The organism is Mesorhizobium sp. M7A.F.Ca.MR.148.00.0.0, assembly GCF_003997735.1.
GTDB lineage: Bacteria > Pseudomonadota > Alphaproteobacteria > Rhizobiales > Rhizobiaceae > Mesorhizobium.
On the sequence record NZ_RZTB01000023.1, the window covers coordinates 51,882 to 66,161 of the forward strand.

The following is a 14,280-nucleotide window of genomic DNA, read 5'->3' on the forward strand; positions in this document are numbered from 1 at the left end:
GCCCGTCATTTCTCTTGTCGACGAGAAGACGGCAGCTACATGCGCTCTATTTCGACCGAGAAAGGCCGGTCGATCGAGGAGCTTGCAGAGCGCGCAGTCTCCGAGGCCGCGCTCGACTATTTCAGGCTCGCGCCCCTCGCCTCGGATCCTGGTCGCGCCGACGGCGGCGCGAAAATCGTCACCACTCACACCAACATCGCGGGGCAGTGATGGATAGCGCAGTTGGACATGTCCCAAACGCAAGTTGATCCCCGTGACGTGGCGTTGATGAAGCGTTCGGTGAGGCGGACATAAGTCCAGGGGTAGCCAGAGAAGGCCGGGCCGCGCGTGCCTTCCGGTTCGAGCTTTCCCTTGTGGCTCTCCGGCAGGTAGGTCTCGAGCAGGCCGTTTTTCTTATCCAGCAACGCCGTTATGGCTTTGGCGATCACCGGGTTGGCGGACGCCTCGAAGCTGCTGAATCGGCCCTCGCGTTGGATGCGCTCAGGGGTAAACTGCTTTCGCGGGATTTCATCATGCCCGACTGACCACACATCGACGAAGAACATTCGGCAGATTCCCGTTGGTGTCAGCGCCCGAAAGCGCCCGGCTGGTCGGCAAACATGATCTCGATTCGCCGATGTCGAAGCAGCCTGTGCGCCGCGCGTCGAAGCGCCTGCAGGCACTTTTGTTCGAGCCATGGCCTGTTCACCAGGTTTTCCGGAAACCGAGGATCACTATGGACGGCGAGCGCCGGCGCTTCGATCAAGCTGGACCCTTCGGGATAGAAGGTCTTTGTCTGCACGCAAAGGGCTGGGATCACCTGGTAGGATTTCAGACTGGTGGCAATTCCGCAGGCGGGGTTGAATTTCACATGATCAACCGCATCCGAGAATACTCTTGTGACCGCCAAGAGGCGCTCGGCCGCCGCTCTCGAAAGAATGTATCCGCCGGAGCCAAAATGAAAGCTGCGCAGAAGCGCCAGTTTGAAGGCGCCGGTCAGGGGAGATACCACGCGGTCAAGCCACACTCTTCCGCCGACTGTTTCAATCTTCACAATGTCCGCGTCCCGGGGAATCCAATCGGTGCCGCCACCAAGAAACAGAGCGGCTTGCTTGGATATCAACATGTCGTCTTCGAAAACGCAGCCGTAGGCGTCCGTGCCCGATACGATCCGCTCCCAGCACCTGCGGTGGCTCAGGAAGCAGCCCACCTCTTCTGGGGTCATCGCGGCCCCGCCAACGACAGGTTTGTTGACTTCTAAGATCTCAGCGTGTCTGAGCAGCCGTCCATCCACCGCCGGAACACGTTGAAAGCTCAGGCCGATCGAGTTGAGGCGATCGGTCATCCGCCCCATTCTGTCTGGGCTGCGGTCCAAGTTGATGATGTAGGATTGCATGCGTTTTGCTGATCGACAGCTTCGCTGGCCGATCACTTTCTGTGAAGCACTCTTGGTCTCGGGGAATTATTCCTGGAAGGCGGGCACCCTGGTTAAAACCAGCACCGTCAATCAAGACAACTTGATGGGTTTTCCGCTACTAACACACTGGTTACGCAATCTCTGTGTAAACATGGCGAACTTCCCTTCGAGGTACTCTCTCTTGTCCCGTGGTGAAGAGAATTTATGTTCATCGTAAAGGTCGCTTTGAAGGGTATAGTCCCGTAACTTTATTATCTGAGATTTACTTTTTATAGCGGCCTGTACAAAAATGTTAAAGATCGGGCCGTTCTGCAAAATACCTTGGGAAACTCTGTAGGCACAAATGCAATAATCTTCACCGTATCGGGTTTCCTTCTTGCAGTCCTCCAATGTCTGTGAAGATTCCTGGTAATCTTTTGGATCGACATGGTGGGTTATGGCATGTGCGCTGTCGGCCAGCATGAGCATGGTAGCCATCGACGCCATTAGCAAAATCTTGCTCATTCCAGTCTCTCGTCAGCGGTTTTCTGTGCTTCATTCACAATATTACGTGGACCATCAATACATGGAGCGCAGGGTAGGTCTACCGCCTTCAAAGCGCTTCTCGCAAATGTGACTGATGGGATAGCCCATCCAGGACTGAACTGGTTTTAGGGCAGACATAATCATCCCGTAGAACTTGCCACCGAAAGTTTGGCTCATGGGTTGCTCCTAGCGATGAGTTTCGGTTTCAGCTTTCCGCGCTTAGCCTTGTTCTCAACCGCAATCGGCACGCCCGGGCGCTGCGCGAAGATGGTGGCAAGCACGGTCCGCACCTGGTCGGCGCCCGGCGCGCCGGTGGCAAGGATCATCAGAGCCGCATCGGCGAGCACCTGATTGATGTTGGCAGAGGTTGCGGCGACAGAGGGGGTGGCGCGCACCTTGGCCCGGTTACGCTGGCGGGCCACGCGGAAGTATTCCCGCTTCTGGTCCTCGTCGAGGCTGATGAAGCTGCCGGGCTTCGGTGCGTTGCGCGCAGCCAGGAGGTCGTGCAGCATCGTGCTCACCGTGCTTGGCATGGTCGCTCAGATGCAGCGGCGGTTCATTAAATGCGCCAGCGTGATGGTATCGAGCAAGCTAAAGCCGAAGGTCTCTACAAAGGCGGAAAGCAGCGGTTTGATAGAATTAAGGTATGTCCCTTTGTAAAGAAGGCCAGAGCGCCACCCAGATCGCGAAGCTCTTGGGTTGTTCATATGCAGATTTATCGAATTTGGCAGCTAAGCCCTGAGGTAGTTAAGCTCAGCGGCAATTAAGCTTTAACGCGCGGGCAGAAGGCGCGAAAGCAATTAGCGTCCCAGCGGGAATCCTACTAGGGATATGACAGGTGTGAAAGGGCAATCCTTCACTGGAGCGTGGCGCGCGCCAGCACCCAATAGGAATTCAGTCGACTACCTGGGACTTGATAAAAACAATGATTTGCGCCAGCCCCTGTCGCGCCGTCAGGCCCCACCACGGAACCGATTTCTGCTTTGCCACCGAGAGGCGTAAGCATCGCTTTACCGAGAAGCTGAAATGGAATCCCCAGCAATGGCTTGGACACAGGATCGACCGGAATGCACCATAGCTGGTTGCCGGGCGCTCCGTCGTTCGCTGCGCAAATCTCGGTCACTGCACCGAGCGGTGCCGTCAGCAGACGGTTCTGGTATTGTGCGTTGACTATTTTGAAGACACCGATCTCGTCTGTGGGTTTGAATATCCACACTGACGCGAGGTGCGCGGCATAACGGGTGTCAAATAAAACGCGCCTGTCTAAATCGGTATCGAGGTTTGGCGATGCGATTGACTTACCGTGAGAACAGTTGAACAAAATGTAGCTATCAGCGGGGACGTTATCCATTCGAAGTGTCACTTTCTCAGGCCACTTGCCGTTTGGGGATGTCGCGGGTATCTCAATGTATTTGTTAAATGGCGCTTTCTGAGTGGCGCTTGGAGCCGAGGAAACGACCGGCGTCCAGTCCTTGAAATTGTTAGGATCGCGGGCGGTGTACCCGATGACCCGCATTGACCGATGCTCAGGATCTAGCTCAAGGACTACGAAGGTCATTTGCGAGGGCGCTCCGCACCGGTAAACTGGAACATCGTACTCACCGGCAGATTTAGCTGCAATAGAGCGCTTTAGACCATGATCCCAATGAATATGGCCACACAGTACGGCGGAGACATTGTATTTCAACATGATATTATTAAATTTGATTAATTCATCTCCATATAATTCTTCCTCGCCGTACTTATGGGTAAAAACAATCAACGCGTCGCCTAAGCTGTAATGCCTTTGTAAGTCGCGCTCCAGCCATTCGAATGACTGCGTTATATTGTATGTTGGATTTAAGGAATCTATCAGGCTAGATTTTGGATCCCAACTTGCAGAATAGGCTGGATTGTTATGAAGTATAACAAAATGAACTCGGCCGACATTGAAAGAGTATGAAAGACTTCCAGTGAATGAAACGGCAGAGCCGGAATATGCGGAATTCCAAGACGAATATTCTGGCTTTCCATCAAAATCACATAATAAAGACTTATTGTCTTTTGCCCACGATCTAATGTAATCAACCATAGTAGTTGGGCCGCGATTTAAGCCAGTACCTCCTTTCTCGGGGTCTAGATTCGGAAGGTTGTTCTGATAGTCATGGTTGCCAAGAGCAGGGTATATAGGGGCGGGTAAAAGACCAAGAAGTGGACCTCCAGCGGGCACTGACATTGAGAAAAGATCTGAGGCGTCATGACGCCCCGTCATCATAAGTTTCTCATCAGGGTGCCCGTATGACGTCAGGTCGCCGTTAATAATGACACCCGACAAAGGACGAAGTTGCTTTGCAAACGTTGCTGCAAGATCTTTAATAAAGCTGAATTGTCCAGCGATCTGTAATTGTGAAATGTACGGATATACTTCGCCCCAGTCAGAGGCTCCCGTCTTTTGGTCAGGAGGAAAGCCGCGATACACGCCGTCGGGCGTTTTTGTGTTGTCATACCAAGGGTATTGCGGGTCAGACGGCACGGCGATGGTGAACTTCCCGGTCAAGTTAGCACCCTTATTTCGAGCCGATATGTCGAAGTGCTAACATACCCTCCAGTCTGTTAGCAATGTCGAATGGGACGGGTCTTGGGACGGCTTTCATCGGGCGCGCTCCGCGCGGCAGTCATAAAGCTTCTCAATCAAATCTACCTTTGAGCTAGCGCGCATCGACTGGCACGCGATGTCGGCAAGGTTGTGCTCGACCAACATGGGAGCTGGTTGCTGGCGTGGCGGTTGTAGGAAAGAGCTGAATGGTTGAGACCGGCACGGCGAGATACTCGCGACGTGCTCAACCTGATTTATGACTAGAAACGATAGTTTAGACCGACGCGGACAAGTTGCCCATCATTGCTGAAATTGTAGGTGCCAATTCGCTCTTGCGGGTTACCGACCCCATAAGACAAGGTTGTCATCGTGGTGTCGGCTAGGTTGTAATAGAGGTATTCGCCTTTCAGCGAGAGCTTGTCTGTCAGGGCGTATTCTGCACCGCCGCCCACTGTCCAGCCGACCCGCGCCGAACTTTCCTCATTGCTGAATATTAAAGGGGCTCCGGCGAACGTAACATCGAGATGGTTGCGGACCCTTCCAAAGGCCAACCCTCCCGTCGCGTAGATCAGTGTGCGGTCGAATACGGCTCCTACGCGCCCTCTTGCAGTGCCCAGCCATTCGAGTTCGGACGACGTGGTTGCAGTGACAGGAAGATCGCAGCCAAGTACGCCTATGCAGGTAGTGTCGGTTGCTCCACCCGATCCTACTTGGAAATCAAGCTCCCCACCAATGACGAAAGTACCGGACTGGACGTTGTAACCGATCTGGCCTCCACCCATGAAACCACTTGGGTTGGAATCGGCCACCCAGTTGCGTTCAGTCAACGCGCTGTTCGCTATCAGGACGCCGAGACCGCAGCCGGGCTCGTCACAGATCGAGACATCAACGTTGCTGTTTATTCCCCGATAATATCCAGCTTGGGCGCCGACATACACGCCTGACCAGTCGTGGGCGTTGTCGGCGACCACGATCTCAGCAGAGACATCATCAGCGGCAATTGCTGGAAAAACCGCCACGAAAAACAAGGCAGTCGTAAGCAGGTGAATTTTCATCGAGCCCCCCAGATTATGCGCCATGTGTATCATGCTGCGAGTGTGACGCAACGGCAACCGGGGACGCGAGGGGCGCTCGTATGAGGCGGCTGATCGGTGGAGAGAGGAGTTGCCCCTGCCCGACGAACCGACCTATGATCCGCGACGGGGTGGGCTCGGATCACACAAGGTCATAGCTAACAGCTGTCTGGCCGATCGGAATCGGCGGCTGGCTGGTCCGGGCAGGCATGAACCGTGACAATGCCCGGCTCAACAGCTACGCGCTTGGTGGTGCCGATGCTCGTCATCATCATCTACCCGCGAACGCTGCAGATCAACAGGATGGATTTGGCCGTGAAACGAAGCCGACCGGGTATTTCGTTGTTCGATTTCGACATACTCTCCCGGGCTCTTACGTCAGTAGTCAGGCCGGCGCGTCATTGGCGCCGGCGCACCAAGACCTGATCACGAATAGACAGTTTTTACTTGACTTCATTGTAGCCAAAATGGTTACATCGCGCATCGATTTGGCCACAATAGAGAACCAGAAATGAACGCGTTGCCCACAATCGTCGTCGCCGGCTTAGGTCGATGCGGGACATCGTTGATGATGCAGATGCTGCACGCCGGCGGCGTGCCCTGCGCTGGCGACTGGCCAGACTTCGAGACGAACGACAGCATGTCTGGCCGGTTCGATGCCAAGGCATTCTCGGCACTTCGCGGCAAGGCGATCAAGCTGATCACGCCGGCAGACCTGCCAATCGGTCCGATGCCGCGTCATGTCGTCATCTGGCTCGACCGAGACCCGCAAGAGCAGGCCAAATCGCAGTTGAAGATGCTCTACGGTATCGGCGCGCCGGTGGCGAACAATCGGAAATCCATGCGCGTCTTCGTCGCCGGCCTGCGCCGCGATCGACCCTTGAACATGGCGGCGGCAGGCGTCGGGCGGCTTCCCAATCTGAGGCTTAGTTTCGAGGGCCTTATCACGCGGCCTGCCAATTCCGTCAGTGCGCTCGAGGCGTTCCTGCTTTCGCACGGATACGACACCGTCGATCGCCGAGCGATGCAGCAGCAAACCCGTCCGCGCTCGGCCGCCTGCTATCCGGGCATGATGGAGGTCGAGCTTTTTAATTCGCCAAGCTTCGAGCGGCAAAGCTCGCAACCAGGTCGCCCCGGGACTTTCTAAGCCCCACGACGCCAACCCCTACCACGGAGTGTAACAATGGAAGACAAGAGCCTACGCATCATCGAACTGACTGCCGGGATCGTCTCAGCCTATATCGCCAACAACCCGGTTCCAGTCGCCCAGCTGCCCGACCTGATCGCCAGCGTAAGCGCATCAATGCGCAAGCTCGACGGTCCGGAGATCATGGCCGCGACCGCCCGCCAGGACCCGGCCGTCAACCCGAAGAAGTCAGTTTTTCCCGACCACATCATCTGCCTGGAAGACGGGAAGCACTTCAAATCGCTCAAGCGCCACCTCCGGACCGACTTCGGCCTGACCCCGGAAGAGTATCGCGCCAAATGGAGTTTGCCGTCTGATTATCCGATGGTGGCTCCGAACTACTCGGCCACGCGCTCGGCGCTGGCGAAGCAGACCGGCCTTGGCCGGCGTCCGAAGGTCGTGCCTATCCGCGCCAAGGCCGGCGTGCGTCGCGCTTTCCAGTAGTGCACGGCAATGAACGTCCGCACCGTCGTCGAACGGCTCGCTAAGGGCGATCACCTCCACCTCGGCTTCTCCAGTGGCCAGAGGCGTTGGTGGTTCGAAGGACCTTTCCAGGTCATCCCCGAGCATGTTGTTCACGCGGCGGTGCGTGATGGGGCTGTCGCTGTGGTCGAGGCCGGCGACAGCCTTTTCGGCTTCAAGGGAAATTCGCAGACCTGGTTGGTCGAGGCGTCCTCCGATGCTCGGTGATCCCTGGGCCACCTACGACGCATGGAAGACGACACCGCCTGACTGGAGCATGCCCTATTGGCTGGAGCCCGACGCAGCCGAGCTGGCGCGCATGCACCGCAACTACGAGCTCACTCCGTTCTTCGACGGCGACGAGGGCCGACATGAGTGGCTTTGCGAGGAACGCGACGAGCTTGCGCGCATCGATGCCCACGAACGAGCACCCGAGGGTGAAGATTTCGAAGGGGCGGAGAGCAAGCTCATGATGGTGACGGCTATCGACGGGCCGGGCAGCTGTGGGCTCTGCTTCGAGGCATCATGAACGACCAGCCTCCCGAGGTGCTGACCGTCGCCCAGACGCCAGACTACTGGTCGTCGCTTTTTCACGACAAAGGGTTGCGTATGTCCGCGAGATCGTTGCGCGAGAAGGCGATCAAGGCCGGGCTCTGCTACCATGTCGACAAGCAGATACTGATCTCGCCTCGGCAGATCGACGAGTTGTTTTTGTGGAGTAAGTCATGCCGCTCACGATCTACAAGCGGGGCCGGTTCTGGTGGCTCACTGGCACCCTCAAAACCAAAGAGGGCGAGAAGCGAGTTCATGAGAGCTCAGGCGAGACTGACGAAACCAAAGCGGACGAAGTCAGGCTCAGCCGGGAACTAGAAGAGCGCGAAATTCGCCTCCTCGACCCGAAGCAGCTCTTCACATTCGCCGCCGCCGTCAATGCGTACCTGGATGCCGGCAAGGGCGATCAGTATCTCGCTCCGCTGCTGGCGAAGTTCGGCGAGACCAGGATCTCGGCAATGACCGGCGCGATGATCCGTGGCGCCGCGAAGGAAATCTATCCCGATGCGGCGTACACGACATGGAACCGCCAGGTCATCACGCCGGCGAAGGCCGTCATCAACCTAAGTGCCGACGCCGGCGACTGCCCAGAGGTGAAGATCAAAGGGTTCTCGAAGCGCGACAAGAACGTGCGCCTGCCCTCGACCGCGCCGCGGCGAGCCGTCGACAGGTCCTACATCAACACGTTCCGCGCCTACTGCGAGGAGGACCGGCTGCGCACCCTCATGCTGTTCATCTTCCAGACAGGTGCGCGGATCGGCGATGCGATCAAGCTGGAACCGAAAGACCTCGACCTGCCGGCGCGCAAGGCGACGTTCCGGAACATGAAGAATGGCGAGGACGGCCAAGCCGATCTGACGATAGAACTGGTCTACGAACTCCAGCAGCTCGAGGCGCGCAACGGCCGCGTCTTCGGCTTCCTGCATCGCTGGTCGGTTTACAAGCTGATCAAGGCCACATGCACCCGCGCCGGCATTCCCTACCTTGGCACCCACCAGCCAGGACGGCACAGTTTCGCGACGGAGATGATCGTGAAAAACCGCGTCGACATCAAGACGACGGCCGACAAGGGGAACTGGAAATCACCGCAAGTTTTGATGAACAATTACCCGCACGCCGACACCGGCCCGGCGGTGATCGACGAGGTGTTTGGAACCCAGCCCGGGAAGAAGTCGGGGGTAGGAGGTTCCAATCTGGCCACTTTGGTTACAAGAGCTACACCAGCCCGAAATCCAGGGCTGACTAAGTGGCTGGAAAATAAGAACAAATCGTAGGTGCCAATTCGGTTCACTCTCTTACCAAGGGAGTGCTCTACCACTGAGCTACCGCAGCCGCTGATGGCGGGGCTTCTGCCATATCGAACCGGCAAGCGCAAGGCCAAGCGCAACGCTTCTGTGAAAGCCTTTGCCGGATAGCTTTTAATGACATGGCAGTGCCACAATGTTGGCTATCCCTGAACAGCAAGCTGGTGGGTCGCCGGCGGCGACGGGGCGATGGACGACAAGGCAATTCCAGTGAAAAAGGATGGTCCACCGAAAAACAGCGCAACAATCCGCAAGGATCGGCTGGCCGAGCAATTGCGCGCCAATCTGCAGAAGCGCAAGGCGCAGTCACGCTCGCGGCGGACCGGCGATGCCGACGAGCGGCCGGACGGGCTCGCTGCATCGAAGGAAATACAAAAAGATTAACTCAAATCGGCCACTCTTGGCCCGGGGTGGGCGAAATCCCATTTCTTGAACCAGCGTAATTCTTGAACCAGATTGGCCAATGGTCTAGACGGGCCGCTACTCAAACGATTGAACCGGCCCTTTTTGGCCGAGAGGGACGTCTTCCATGGATCGCATCAGAATTGTCGGGGGCAACAAGCTCTCCGGAAGCATTCCGATCTCGGGCGCGAAAAACGCGGCGCTGCCTTTGATGATCGCCTCGCTTTTGACCGACGACACGCTGACGCTGGAAAACGTGCCGCATCTGGCCGATGTCGAGCAACTGATCCGCATCCTGGGCAACCACGGCGTCGATTATTCGGTCAATGGCCGCCGCGAGAAGCAGAATGAGGGCTATTCGCGCACCATCAACTTCTCCGCCCGCAACATCGTCGACACCACAGCGCCCTACGAGCTGGTGTCGAAGATGCGCGCCTCGTTCTGGGTGATCGGCCCGCTGCTGGCCCGCATGGGCGAAGCCAAAGTGTCGCTGCCGGGCGGTTGCGCCATCGGCACGCGGCCGGTCGATCTGTTCCTCGAGGGCCTGCAGGCGCTGGGTGCCGACATCGACGTCGACACCGGCTATGTCATCGCCAAGACAAGGAATGGCCGCCTTGTCGGCAACCGCTATATCTTCCCGAAGGTCTCGGTCGGCGCCACCCATGTGCTGATGATGGCCGCGGCGCTCGCCAAGGGCGAGACGGTGCTGGAAAACGCGGCTTGCGAGCCCGAGATCGTTAACCTCGCCGAGTGCCTCAACGCCATGGGCGCGAAGATTTCCGGCGCCGGCACGCCGACAATCACCATCGACGGCGTCGAATCATTGTCGGGCGCACGCGTGCGCGTCATCCCCGACCGCATCGAGACCGGCACCTATGCCATGGCCGTGGCCATGACCGGCGGCGACGTCGTGCTCGAAGGTGCGCGTCCGGATCTGCTGCAGACCGCACTGGACGTGATCGCCCAGACGGGTGCGGAGATCACGCCGACCAATTCCGGCATTCGTGTGAGGCGCAACGGCGCCGGCATTGCGCCGGTCGACGTGACGACGGCGCCGTTTCCGGCCTTCCCGACCGATTTGCAGGCGCAGTTCATGGGCCTGATGACGATGGCCAAGGGCAAGTCGCGCATCACCGAGACGATCTTCGAGAACCGCTTCATGCATGTGCAGGAACTGGCGCGGCTCGGCGCTCATATCACGCTTTCGGGCCAGACGGCGATCGTCGACGGCGTGCCGAAGCTGAAGGGCGCGCCGGTCATGGCGACCGATCTTCGCGCCTCGGTGTCACTGGTCATCGCCGGCCTGGCGGCGGAAGGCGAGACCACGGTCAACCGCGTCTACCACCTCGACCGCGGCTTCGAGCGGCTGGAAGAAAAGCTGTCCAACTGCGGCGCGGTGATCGAGCGGATTTCGGCGTAGCCCGCGACCTCGGCTCCTCTCCAGCAACGCAGGAGATTGGCGAGATCCTTCGCGGCAGCGTCCTTCTCCCCGTCACTATACGGGGAGAAGTGCCCGGCAGGGCGATGAGGGGCAGCGCAGACCTGCAGCTGTTGGTGCGGTTGCACCGATCGCCAAGACCGCCTAACAGAAGGCTGAACAATCAACCTTCAGGTGCGAAATCCGCATGACCGGCCTTAAGCTTATCGCGCTAGACGACCAGGACCTGAGCATCGTTTCGGCCCACGTCCAGGACGCCGTGCTGAAAGTCAGCGACCTCGAATTCATGCCTGCGGCCAAGCGTTTCCTGCTGACCATGAACCGTTTCGTCTGGGAGGCAAAATCCGGCCTGTTTCGCCAGCACAATGAGCGACGGCAGGCCGTGCTGCATTTCGACCGCGTGCTCGGCGCCAAGACCAGCGGTATCGACCGCGACAAGCCTGCGGAAGTCCTGTCGCTGCTGGCGATCAGCTTCATCGAGATCAGCAAGCCGGCCGGCATCGTCGAGCTGATCTTCTCGGGCGGCGGTGCGATCATGCTCGACGTCGAATGCATCGAGGCCCGCCTTGCCGACATCGGCGGGGCGTGGGAAGCCACCTCGCGCCCCATCCACAAGGCCTGAGCGTCCGATGGCCATCACGCTTCGTCAGTCCGACGCCGATTTCGAACAGCGTTTCGCCGCCTTCCTGTTGACCAAGCGGGAAGTGTCCGCCGACGTCGATGCAGCGGTGGGCGCCATCATCGCGCGCGTGCGCGCCGAGGGCGACGCGGCGCTGATCGACTATTCACGGAAATTCGATCGCGCCGATCTGGCTGGACTGGGCATCGCCGTTTCGAAGGACGACATCGCCCAGGCCTACAAGGCCGCCGACCCAAAGACGATCGAGGCGCTGGAATTCGCGCGCGACCGCATCCGCTCGCATCATGAGCGGCAGCGACCAAAGGATGACCGCTATACGGATGCCGCCGGCGTCGAGCTCGGCTGGCGCTGGACGGCGGTCGAGGCGGTTGGGCTCTATGTGCCGGGCGGCACGGCGAGCTATCCAAGCTCGGTGCTGATGAACGCCGTGCCGGCCAAGGTGGCCGGCGTCGAGCGCATCGTCATGGTCGTACCGGCGCCGGGCGGCATCATCAATCCGCTGGTGCTGGTGGCGGCCGACATATCAGGCGTGTCGGAAATCTACCGTGTCGGCGGCGCGCAGGCGATCGCCGCCCTTGCCTACGGCACCGAAACGATCAGGCCGGTCGCCAAGATCGTCGGCCCGGGCAATGCCTATGTCGCGGCGGCCAAGCGCCAGGTGTTCGGCGCCGTCGGCATCGACATGATCGCCGGGCCGTCGGAAGTGCTCGTCGTGGCCGACGGCAGCAACGATCCGGACTGGATCGCGGCCGACCTGCTGGCCCAGGCCGAGCACGATGCATCGGCGCAATCTATCCTGGTCACCGACAATTCAGCCTTCGGCATCGCTGTCGAACAAGCCGTCGAGCGCCAGTTGCAGAGCCTGCCACGCGCCGAGACGGCGGCGGCGAGCTGGCGTGATTTTGGTGCGGTGATCCAGGTGTCGACCATCGACGCCGCGCTGCCGCTGGTCGACCGCATCGCCGCCGAACATGTCGAACTGGCCATCGACGACGCCGAGGGCTTCCTGTCGCGGATGCGCAACGCGGGTGCGGTCTTTCTCGGCCGCCACACGCCGGAAGCCATCGGCGACTATGTCGGCGGCTCCAACCATGTGCTGCCGACGGCGCGCTCGGCGCGCTTCTCGTCCGGTCTGTCGGTGCTCGATTTCGTCAAGCGCACGTCGATCCTCAAGCTTGGACCGGAACAGTTGCGGATCTTGGCGCCGGCGGCGATTGCGCTGGCCAAGGCGGAAGGCCTTGACGCGCATGGACGCTCCGTCGCCATACGGTTGAACATGTAGGCGGCGATGTCTGGCCCCGATCAAACCCGCGCCAGGCTGATCGATGTCGAACTCGATGAATCGATCGGCCGGTCGACACCCGATGTCGAGCATGAACGCGCGGTGGCGATCTTCGACCTGATCGAGGAGAACAGTTTTCAGCCCGTCAGTGACAGCGGCGACGGCCCTTACCGGCTGAAACTGTCGCTGGCCGAGCAGCGCCTGGTGTTTGCCGTGGCGCGCGAGGATGGCACCGCCGTCGTCACCCATATCCTGTCGCTGACGCCGCTCAGGCGCATCGTCAAGGACTATTATATAATCTGCGAAAGCTACTACGACGCCATCCGTTCCTCGACGCCGAGCCACATCGAGGCGATCGACATGGGCCGCCGCGGCCTGCACAATGAAGGTTCGCAGACGCTGATGGACCGGCTATCCGGCAAGATCGACATCGACTTCGATACGGCGCGCCGGCTGTTCACGCTGGTCTGCGTACTGCACTGGCGGGGCTAGCCCTGGCACCCGGCGCCCTGCCCCGTTCGATCCTGTTCCTGTGCGGCATGAATGCCGTGCGCTCGCCAATGGCAGAGCAACTGGCGCGCCGCATGCTGCCGGCCACCGTCTTTGTCGCTTCGGCAGGCGTTCGCGCCGGCGAGCGCGATCCATTCGTCGATGCGGTGCTTGCCGAAGACGGTCTCACGCTGGGCGAGCGTCACCCAAGGACGATGGACGATCTCGAGGACGACTATTTCGACCTCATCGTCACGCTGGCGCCGGAAGCGCACCACGCCGCACTTGAACTCACCCGCTCGCTCGCTGTCGAGGTCGAATACTGGCCGACGCCGGACCCGACCGACGCCAGCGGTACCCGCGAACAGATCATGGCTAGTTATCGCGACGTGCGCGAGCGGCTGAAGGTGCGCATAGGCCGACGTTTTCTGCTTCCAGGAGCAAAAAACGCGACGGATTAAGCGTGTTCACAAGCGGACGATTATCATATAGGTTCCGCCGAAATTCCGGCCAGGGTGCTGGAACTACCATCCAAGCAAAGGTATCGAATGCCGAAGGAAGAAGTCCTCGAGTTTCCGGGTGTCGTGACGGAATTGTTGCCGAACGCGATGTTCCGGGTAAAGCTCGAAAACGAACACGAAATCATCGCCCATACGGCCGGCCGCATGCGCAAGAACCGCATCCGCGTGCTGACCGGCGACAAGGTTCTGGTCGAGATGACGCCATACGACCTGACCAAGGGCCGCATCACCTATCGTTTCAAGTAAGCAAAGCCCGACTGGTCCGCGATGAGCATTTTGCAGAAGCTGGTGCTTGCCTCGGGTTCGCCGCGCCGGATCGAGCTCTTGCAGCAGGCCGGCATCGAGCCGGACCGCGTGCTGCCGGCCGATGTCGACGAAACGCCGTTGCGTGCCGAGCATCCGCGCTCGCTGGCCAAGCGGCTGTCGAGGGAAAAG

21 protein-coding genes, 1 tRNA gene and 1 pseudogene are annotated in these 14,280 nt (G+C 59.2%); 16 read left to right on the forward strand and 7 right to left on the reverse strand.

Features of this window, described 5'->3' with window-relative positions; genetic code table 11:
* The first annotated feature begins 39 nt into the window (after positions 1 to 39).
* Positions 40 to 210 carry a hypothetical protein gene (locus tag EOB49_RS36470; RefSeq protein ID WP_164762637.1) on the forward strand — a complete coding sequence of 57 codons (171 nt, stop codon included), beginning with the start codon at positions 40 to 42 and terminating at the stop codon, positions 208 to 210.
* Here EOB49_RS36470 and EOB49_RS11925 read toward each other — a convergent pair.
* From EOB49_RS11925 to EOB49_RS11940, 4 genes are all read right to left on the reverse strand, one after another.
* Positions 186 to 545 (reverse strand): hypothetical protein, encoded by a 360-nt coding sequence (locus EOB49_RS11925; RefSeq protein WP_127381093.1) that lies wholly within the window; start codon positions 543 to 545, stop codon positions 186 to 188. The genes EOB49_RS36470 and EOB49_RS11925 overlap by 25 nt on opposite strands.
* 20 nt (positions 546 to 565) lie before the next feature.
* Positions 566 to 1,375 (reverse strand): glycosyltransferase family 25 protein, encoded by an 810-nt coding sequence (locus EOB49_RS11930; RefSeq protein WP_127381094.1) that lies wholly within the window; start codon positions 1,373 to 1,375, stop codon positions 566 to 568.
* Between the two features lie 111 nt (positions 1,376 to 1,486).
* Entirely contained in the window at positions 1,487 to 1,900 is a 414-nt protein-coding gene (locus EOB49_RS11935) for a hypothetical protein (protein ID WP_127381095.1), read from the reverse strand.
* Positions 1,901 to 2,094: 194 nt separating this feature from the next.
* Entirely contained in the window at positions 2,095 to 2,433 is a 339-nt protein-coding gene (locus EOB49_RS11940) for a hypothetical protein (RefSeq protein ID WP_127381096.1), read from the reverse strand.
* On the opposite strand from EOB49_RS11940, the pseudogene EOB49_RS37550 reads away from it, so the two are divergent.
* A pseudogene (locus EOB49_RS37550) lies at positions 2,432 to 2,559 on the forward strand (recombinase family protein); the annotation flags it as partial. The gene EOB49_RS11940 and the pseudogene EOB49_RS37550 sit on opposite strands and share 2 nt — an antisense overlap.
* A gap of 218 nt (positions 2,560 to 2,777) precedes the next feature.
* On the opposite strand, the gene EOB49_RS11950 reads toward EOB49_RS37550, so the two are convergent.
* Together EOB49_RS11950 and EOB49_RS11955 are read right to left on the reverse strand one after the other, a co-directional pair.
* Positions 2,778 to 4,457, reverse strand: coding sequence for a metallophosphoesterase (locus EOB49_RS11950; protein ID WP_164781659.1), 1,680 nt, complete (start codon positions 4,455 to 4,457; stop codon positions 2,778 to 2,780).
* 299 nt (positions 4,458 to 4,756) lie between these two features.
* On the reverse strand, positions 4,757 to 5,575 hold the full coding sequence (locus EOB49_RS11955; RefSeq protein ID WP_164781660.1) for an outer membrane protein: 819 nt from the start codon (positions 5,573 to 5,575) through the stop codon (positions 4,757 to 4,759).
* 203 nt (positions 5,576 to 5,778) lie between these two features.
* Between EOB49_RS11955 and EOB49_RS36475 the strand changes: the two genes are divergently transcribed.
* The 6 genes from EOB49_RS36475 (at position 5,779) to EOB49_RS11980 (ending at position 9,043) form a co-directional block, all read left to right on the forward strand.
* Positions 5,779 to 6,084 (forward strand): hypothetical protein, encoded by a 306-nt coding sequence (locus EOB49_RS36475; RefSeq protein ID WP_164781661.1) that lies wholly within the window; start codon positions 5,779 to 5,781, stop codon positions 6,082 to 6,084.
* 53 nt (positions 6,085 to 6,137) lie between these two features.
* A complete protein-coding gene (locus tag EOB49_RS11960; RefSeq protein ID WP_127381099.1) occupies positions 6,138 to 6,716 on the forward strand; it encodes a hypothetical protein in 579 nt (192 codons plus the stop codon).
* 36 nt (positions 6,717 to 6,752) lie between these two features.
* Complete coding sequence (locus tag EOB49_RS11965) at positions 6,753 to 7,199, forward strand: MucR family transcriptional regulator (protein ID WP_127381100.1); 447 nt, start codon at positions 6,753 to 6,755, stop codon at positions 7,197 to 7,199.
* A 9-nt stretch (positions 7,200 to 7,208) separates the two neighbouring features.
* Positions 7,209 to 7,445: a hypothetical protein gene (locus EOB49_RS11970; protein WP_127381101.1), complete on the forward strand. Its 237-nt coding sequence runs from the start codon at positions 7,209 to 7,211 to the stop codon at positions 7,443 to 7,445.
* Positions 7,435 to 7,746 carry a hypothetical protein gene (locus tag EOB49_RS11975; RefSeq protein ID WP_127381102.1) on the forward strand — a complete coding sequence of 104 codons (312 nt, stop codon included), beginning with the start codon at positions 7,435 to 7,437 and terminating at the stop codon, positions 7,744 to 7,746. The genes EOB49_RS11970 and EOB49_RS11975 overlap by 11 nt, the downstream gene beginning before the upstream one ends.
* A 196-nt stretch (positions 7,747 to 7,942) precedes the next feature.
* Positions 7,943 to 9,043 carry a tyrosine-type recombinase/integrase gene (locus EOB49_RS11980; RefSeq protein ID WP_127381103.1) on the forward strand — a complete coding sequence of 367 codons (1,101 nt, stop codon included), beginning with the start codon at positions 7,943 to 7,945 and terminating at the stop codon, positions 9,041 to 9,043.
* Here EOB49_RS11980 and EOB49_RS36480 read toward each other — a convergent pair.
* A tRNA-Thr gene (locus EOB49_RS36480) sits at positions 9,017 to 9,102 on the reverse strand. The two genes, EOB49_RS11980 and EOB49_RS36480, sit on opposite strands and share 27 nt — an antisense overlap.
* 160 nt (positions 9,103 to 9,262) lie before the next feature.
* Here EOB49_RS36480 and EOB49_RS11985 point away from each other — a divergent pair.
* The 8 genes from EOB49_RS11985 to EOB49_RS37555 form a co-directional block, all read left to right on the forward strand.
* The gene (locus EOB49_RS11985) at positions 9,263 to 9,457 is read left to right on the forward strand and encodes a hypothetical protein (RefSeq protein ID WP_127268678.1); all 195 of its coding nucleotides are present in this window, start codon (positions 9,263 to 9,265) and stop codon (positions 9,455 to 9,457) included.
* A gap of 145 nt (positions 9,458 to 9,602) precedes the next feature.
* Positions 9,603 to 10,895: a UDP-N-acetylglucosamine 1-carboxyvinyltransferase gene (gene murA / locus EOB49_RS11990; protein ID WP_127381104.1), complete on the forward strand. Its 1,293-nt coding sequence runs from the start codon at positions 9,603 to 9,605 to the stop codon at positions 10,893 to 10,895.
* A gap of 205 nt (positions 10,896 to 11,100) precedes the next feature.
* Positions 11,101 to 11,535 carry a DUF2948 family protein gene (locus EOB49_RS11995; RefSeq protein WP_127381105.1) on the forward strand — a complete coding sequence of 145 codons (435 nt, stop codon included), beginning with the start codon at positions 11,101 to 11,103 and terminating at the stop codon, positions 11,533 to 11,535.
* Positions 11,536 to 11,542: 7 nt separating this feature from the next.
* Entirely contained in the window at positions 11,543 to 12,835 is a 1,293-nt protein-coding gene (gene hisD, locus EOB49_RS12000; RefSeq protein WP_127381106.1) for a histidinol dehydrogenase, read from the forward strand.
* A 6-nt stretch (positions 12,836 to 12,841) separates the two neighbouring features.
* A complete protein-coding gene (locus tag EOB49_RS12005; protein WP_127381107.1) occupies positions 12,842 to 13,327 on the forward strand; it encodes a UPF0262 family protein in 486 nt (161 codons plus the stop codon).
* Entirely contained in the window at positions 13,315 to 13,785 is a 471-nt protein-coding gene (locus tag EOB49_RS12010; protein ID WP_081738604.1) for a low molecular weight phosphatase family protein, read from the forward strand. Before EOB49_RS12005 ends, EOB49_RS12010 begins: the two co-directional genes overlap by 13 nt.
* 87 nt (positions 13,786 to 13,872) lie before the next feature.
* Positions 13,873 to 14,091, forward strand: coding sequence for a translation initiation factor IF-1 (gene infA / locus EOB49_RS12015; RefSeq protein ID WP_006200926.1), 219 nt, complete (start codon positions 13,873 to 13,875; stop codon positions 14,089 to 14,091).
* A gap of 21 nt (positions 14,092 to 14,112) precedes the next feature.
* Positions 14,113 to 14,280: Maf family protein (locus EOB49_RS37555; protein WP_245472663.1), on the forward strand; the 168-nt coding region annotated here is incomplete at its 3' end.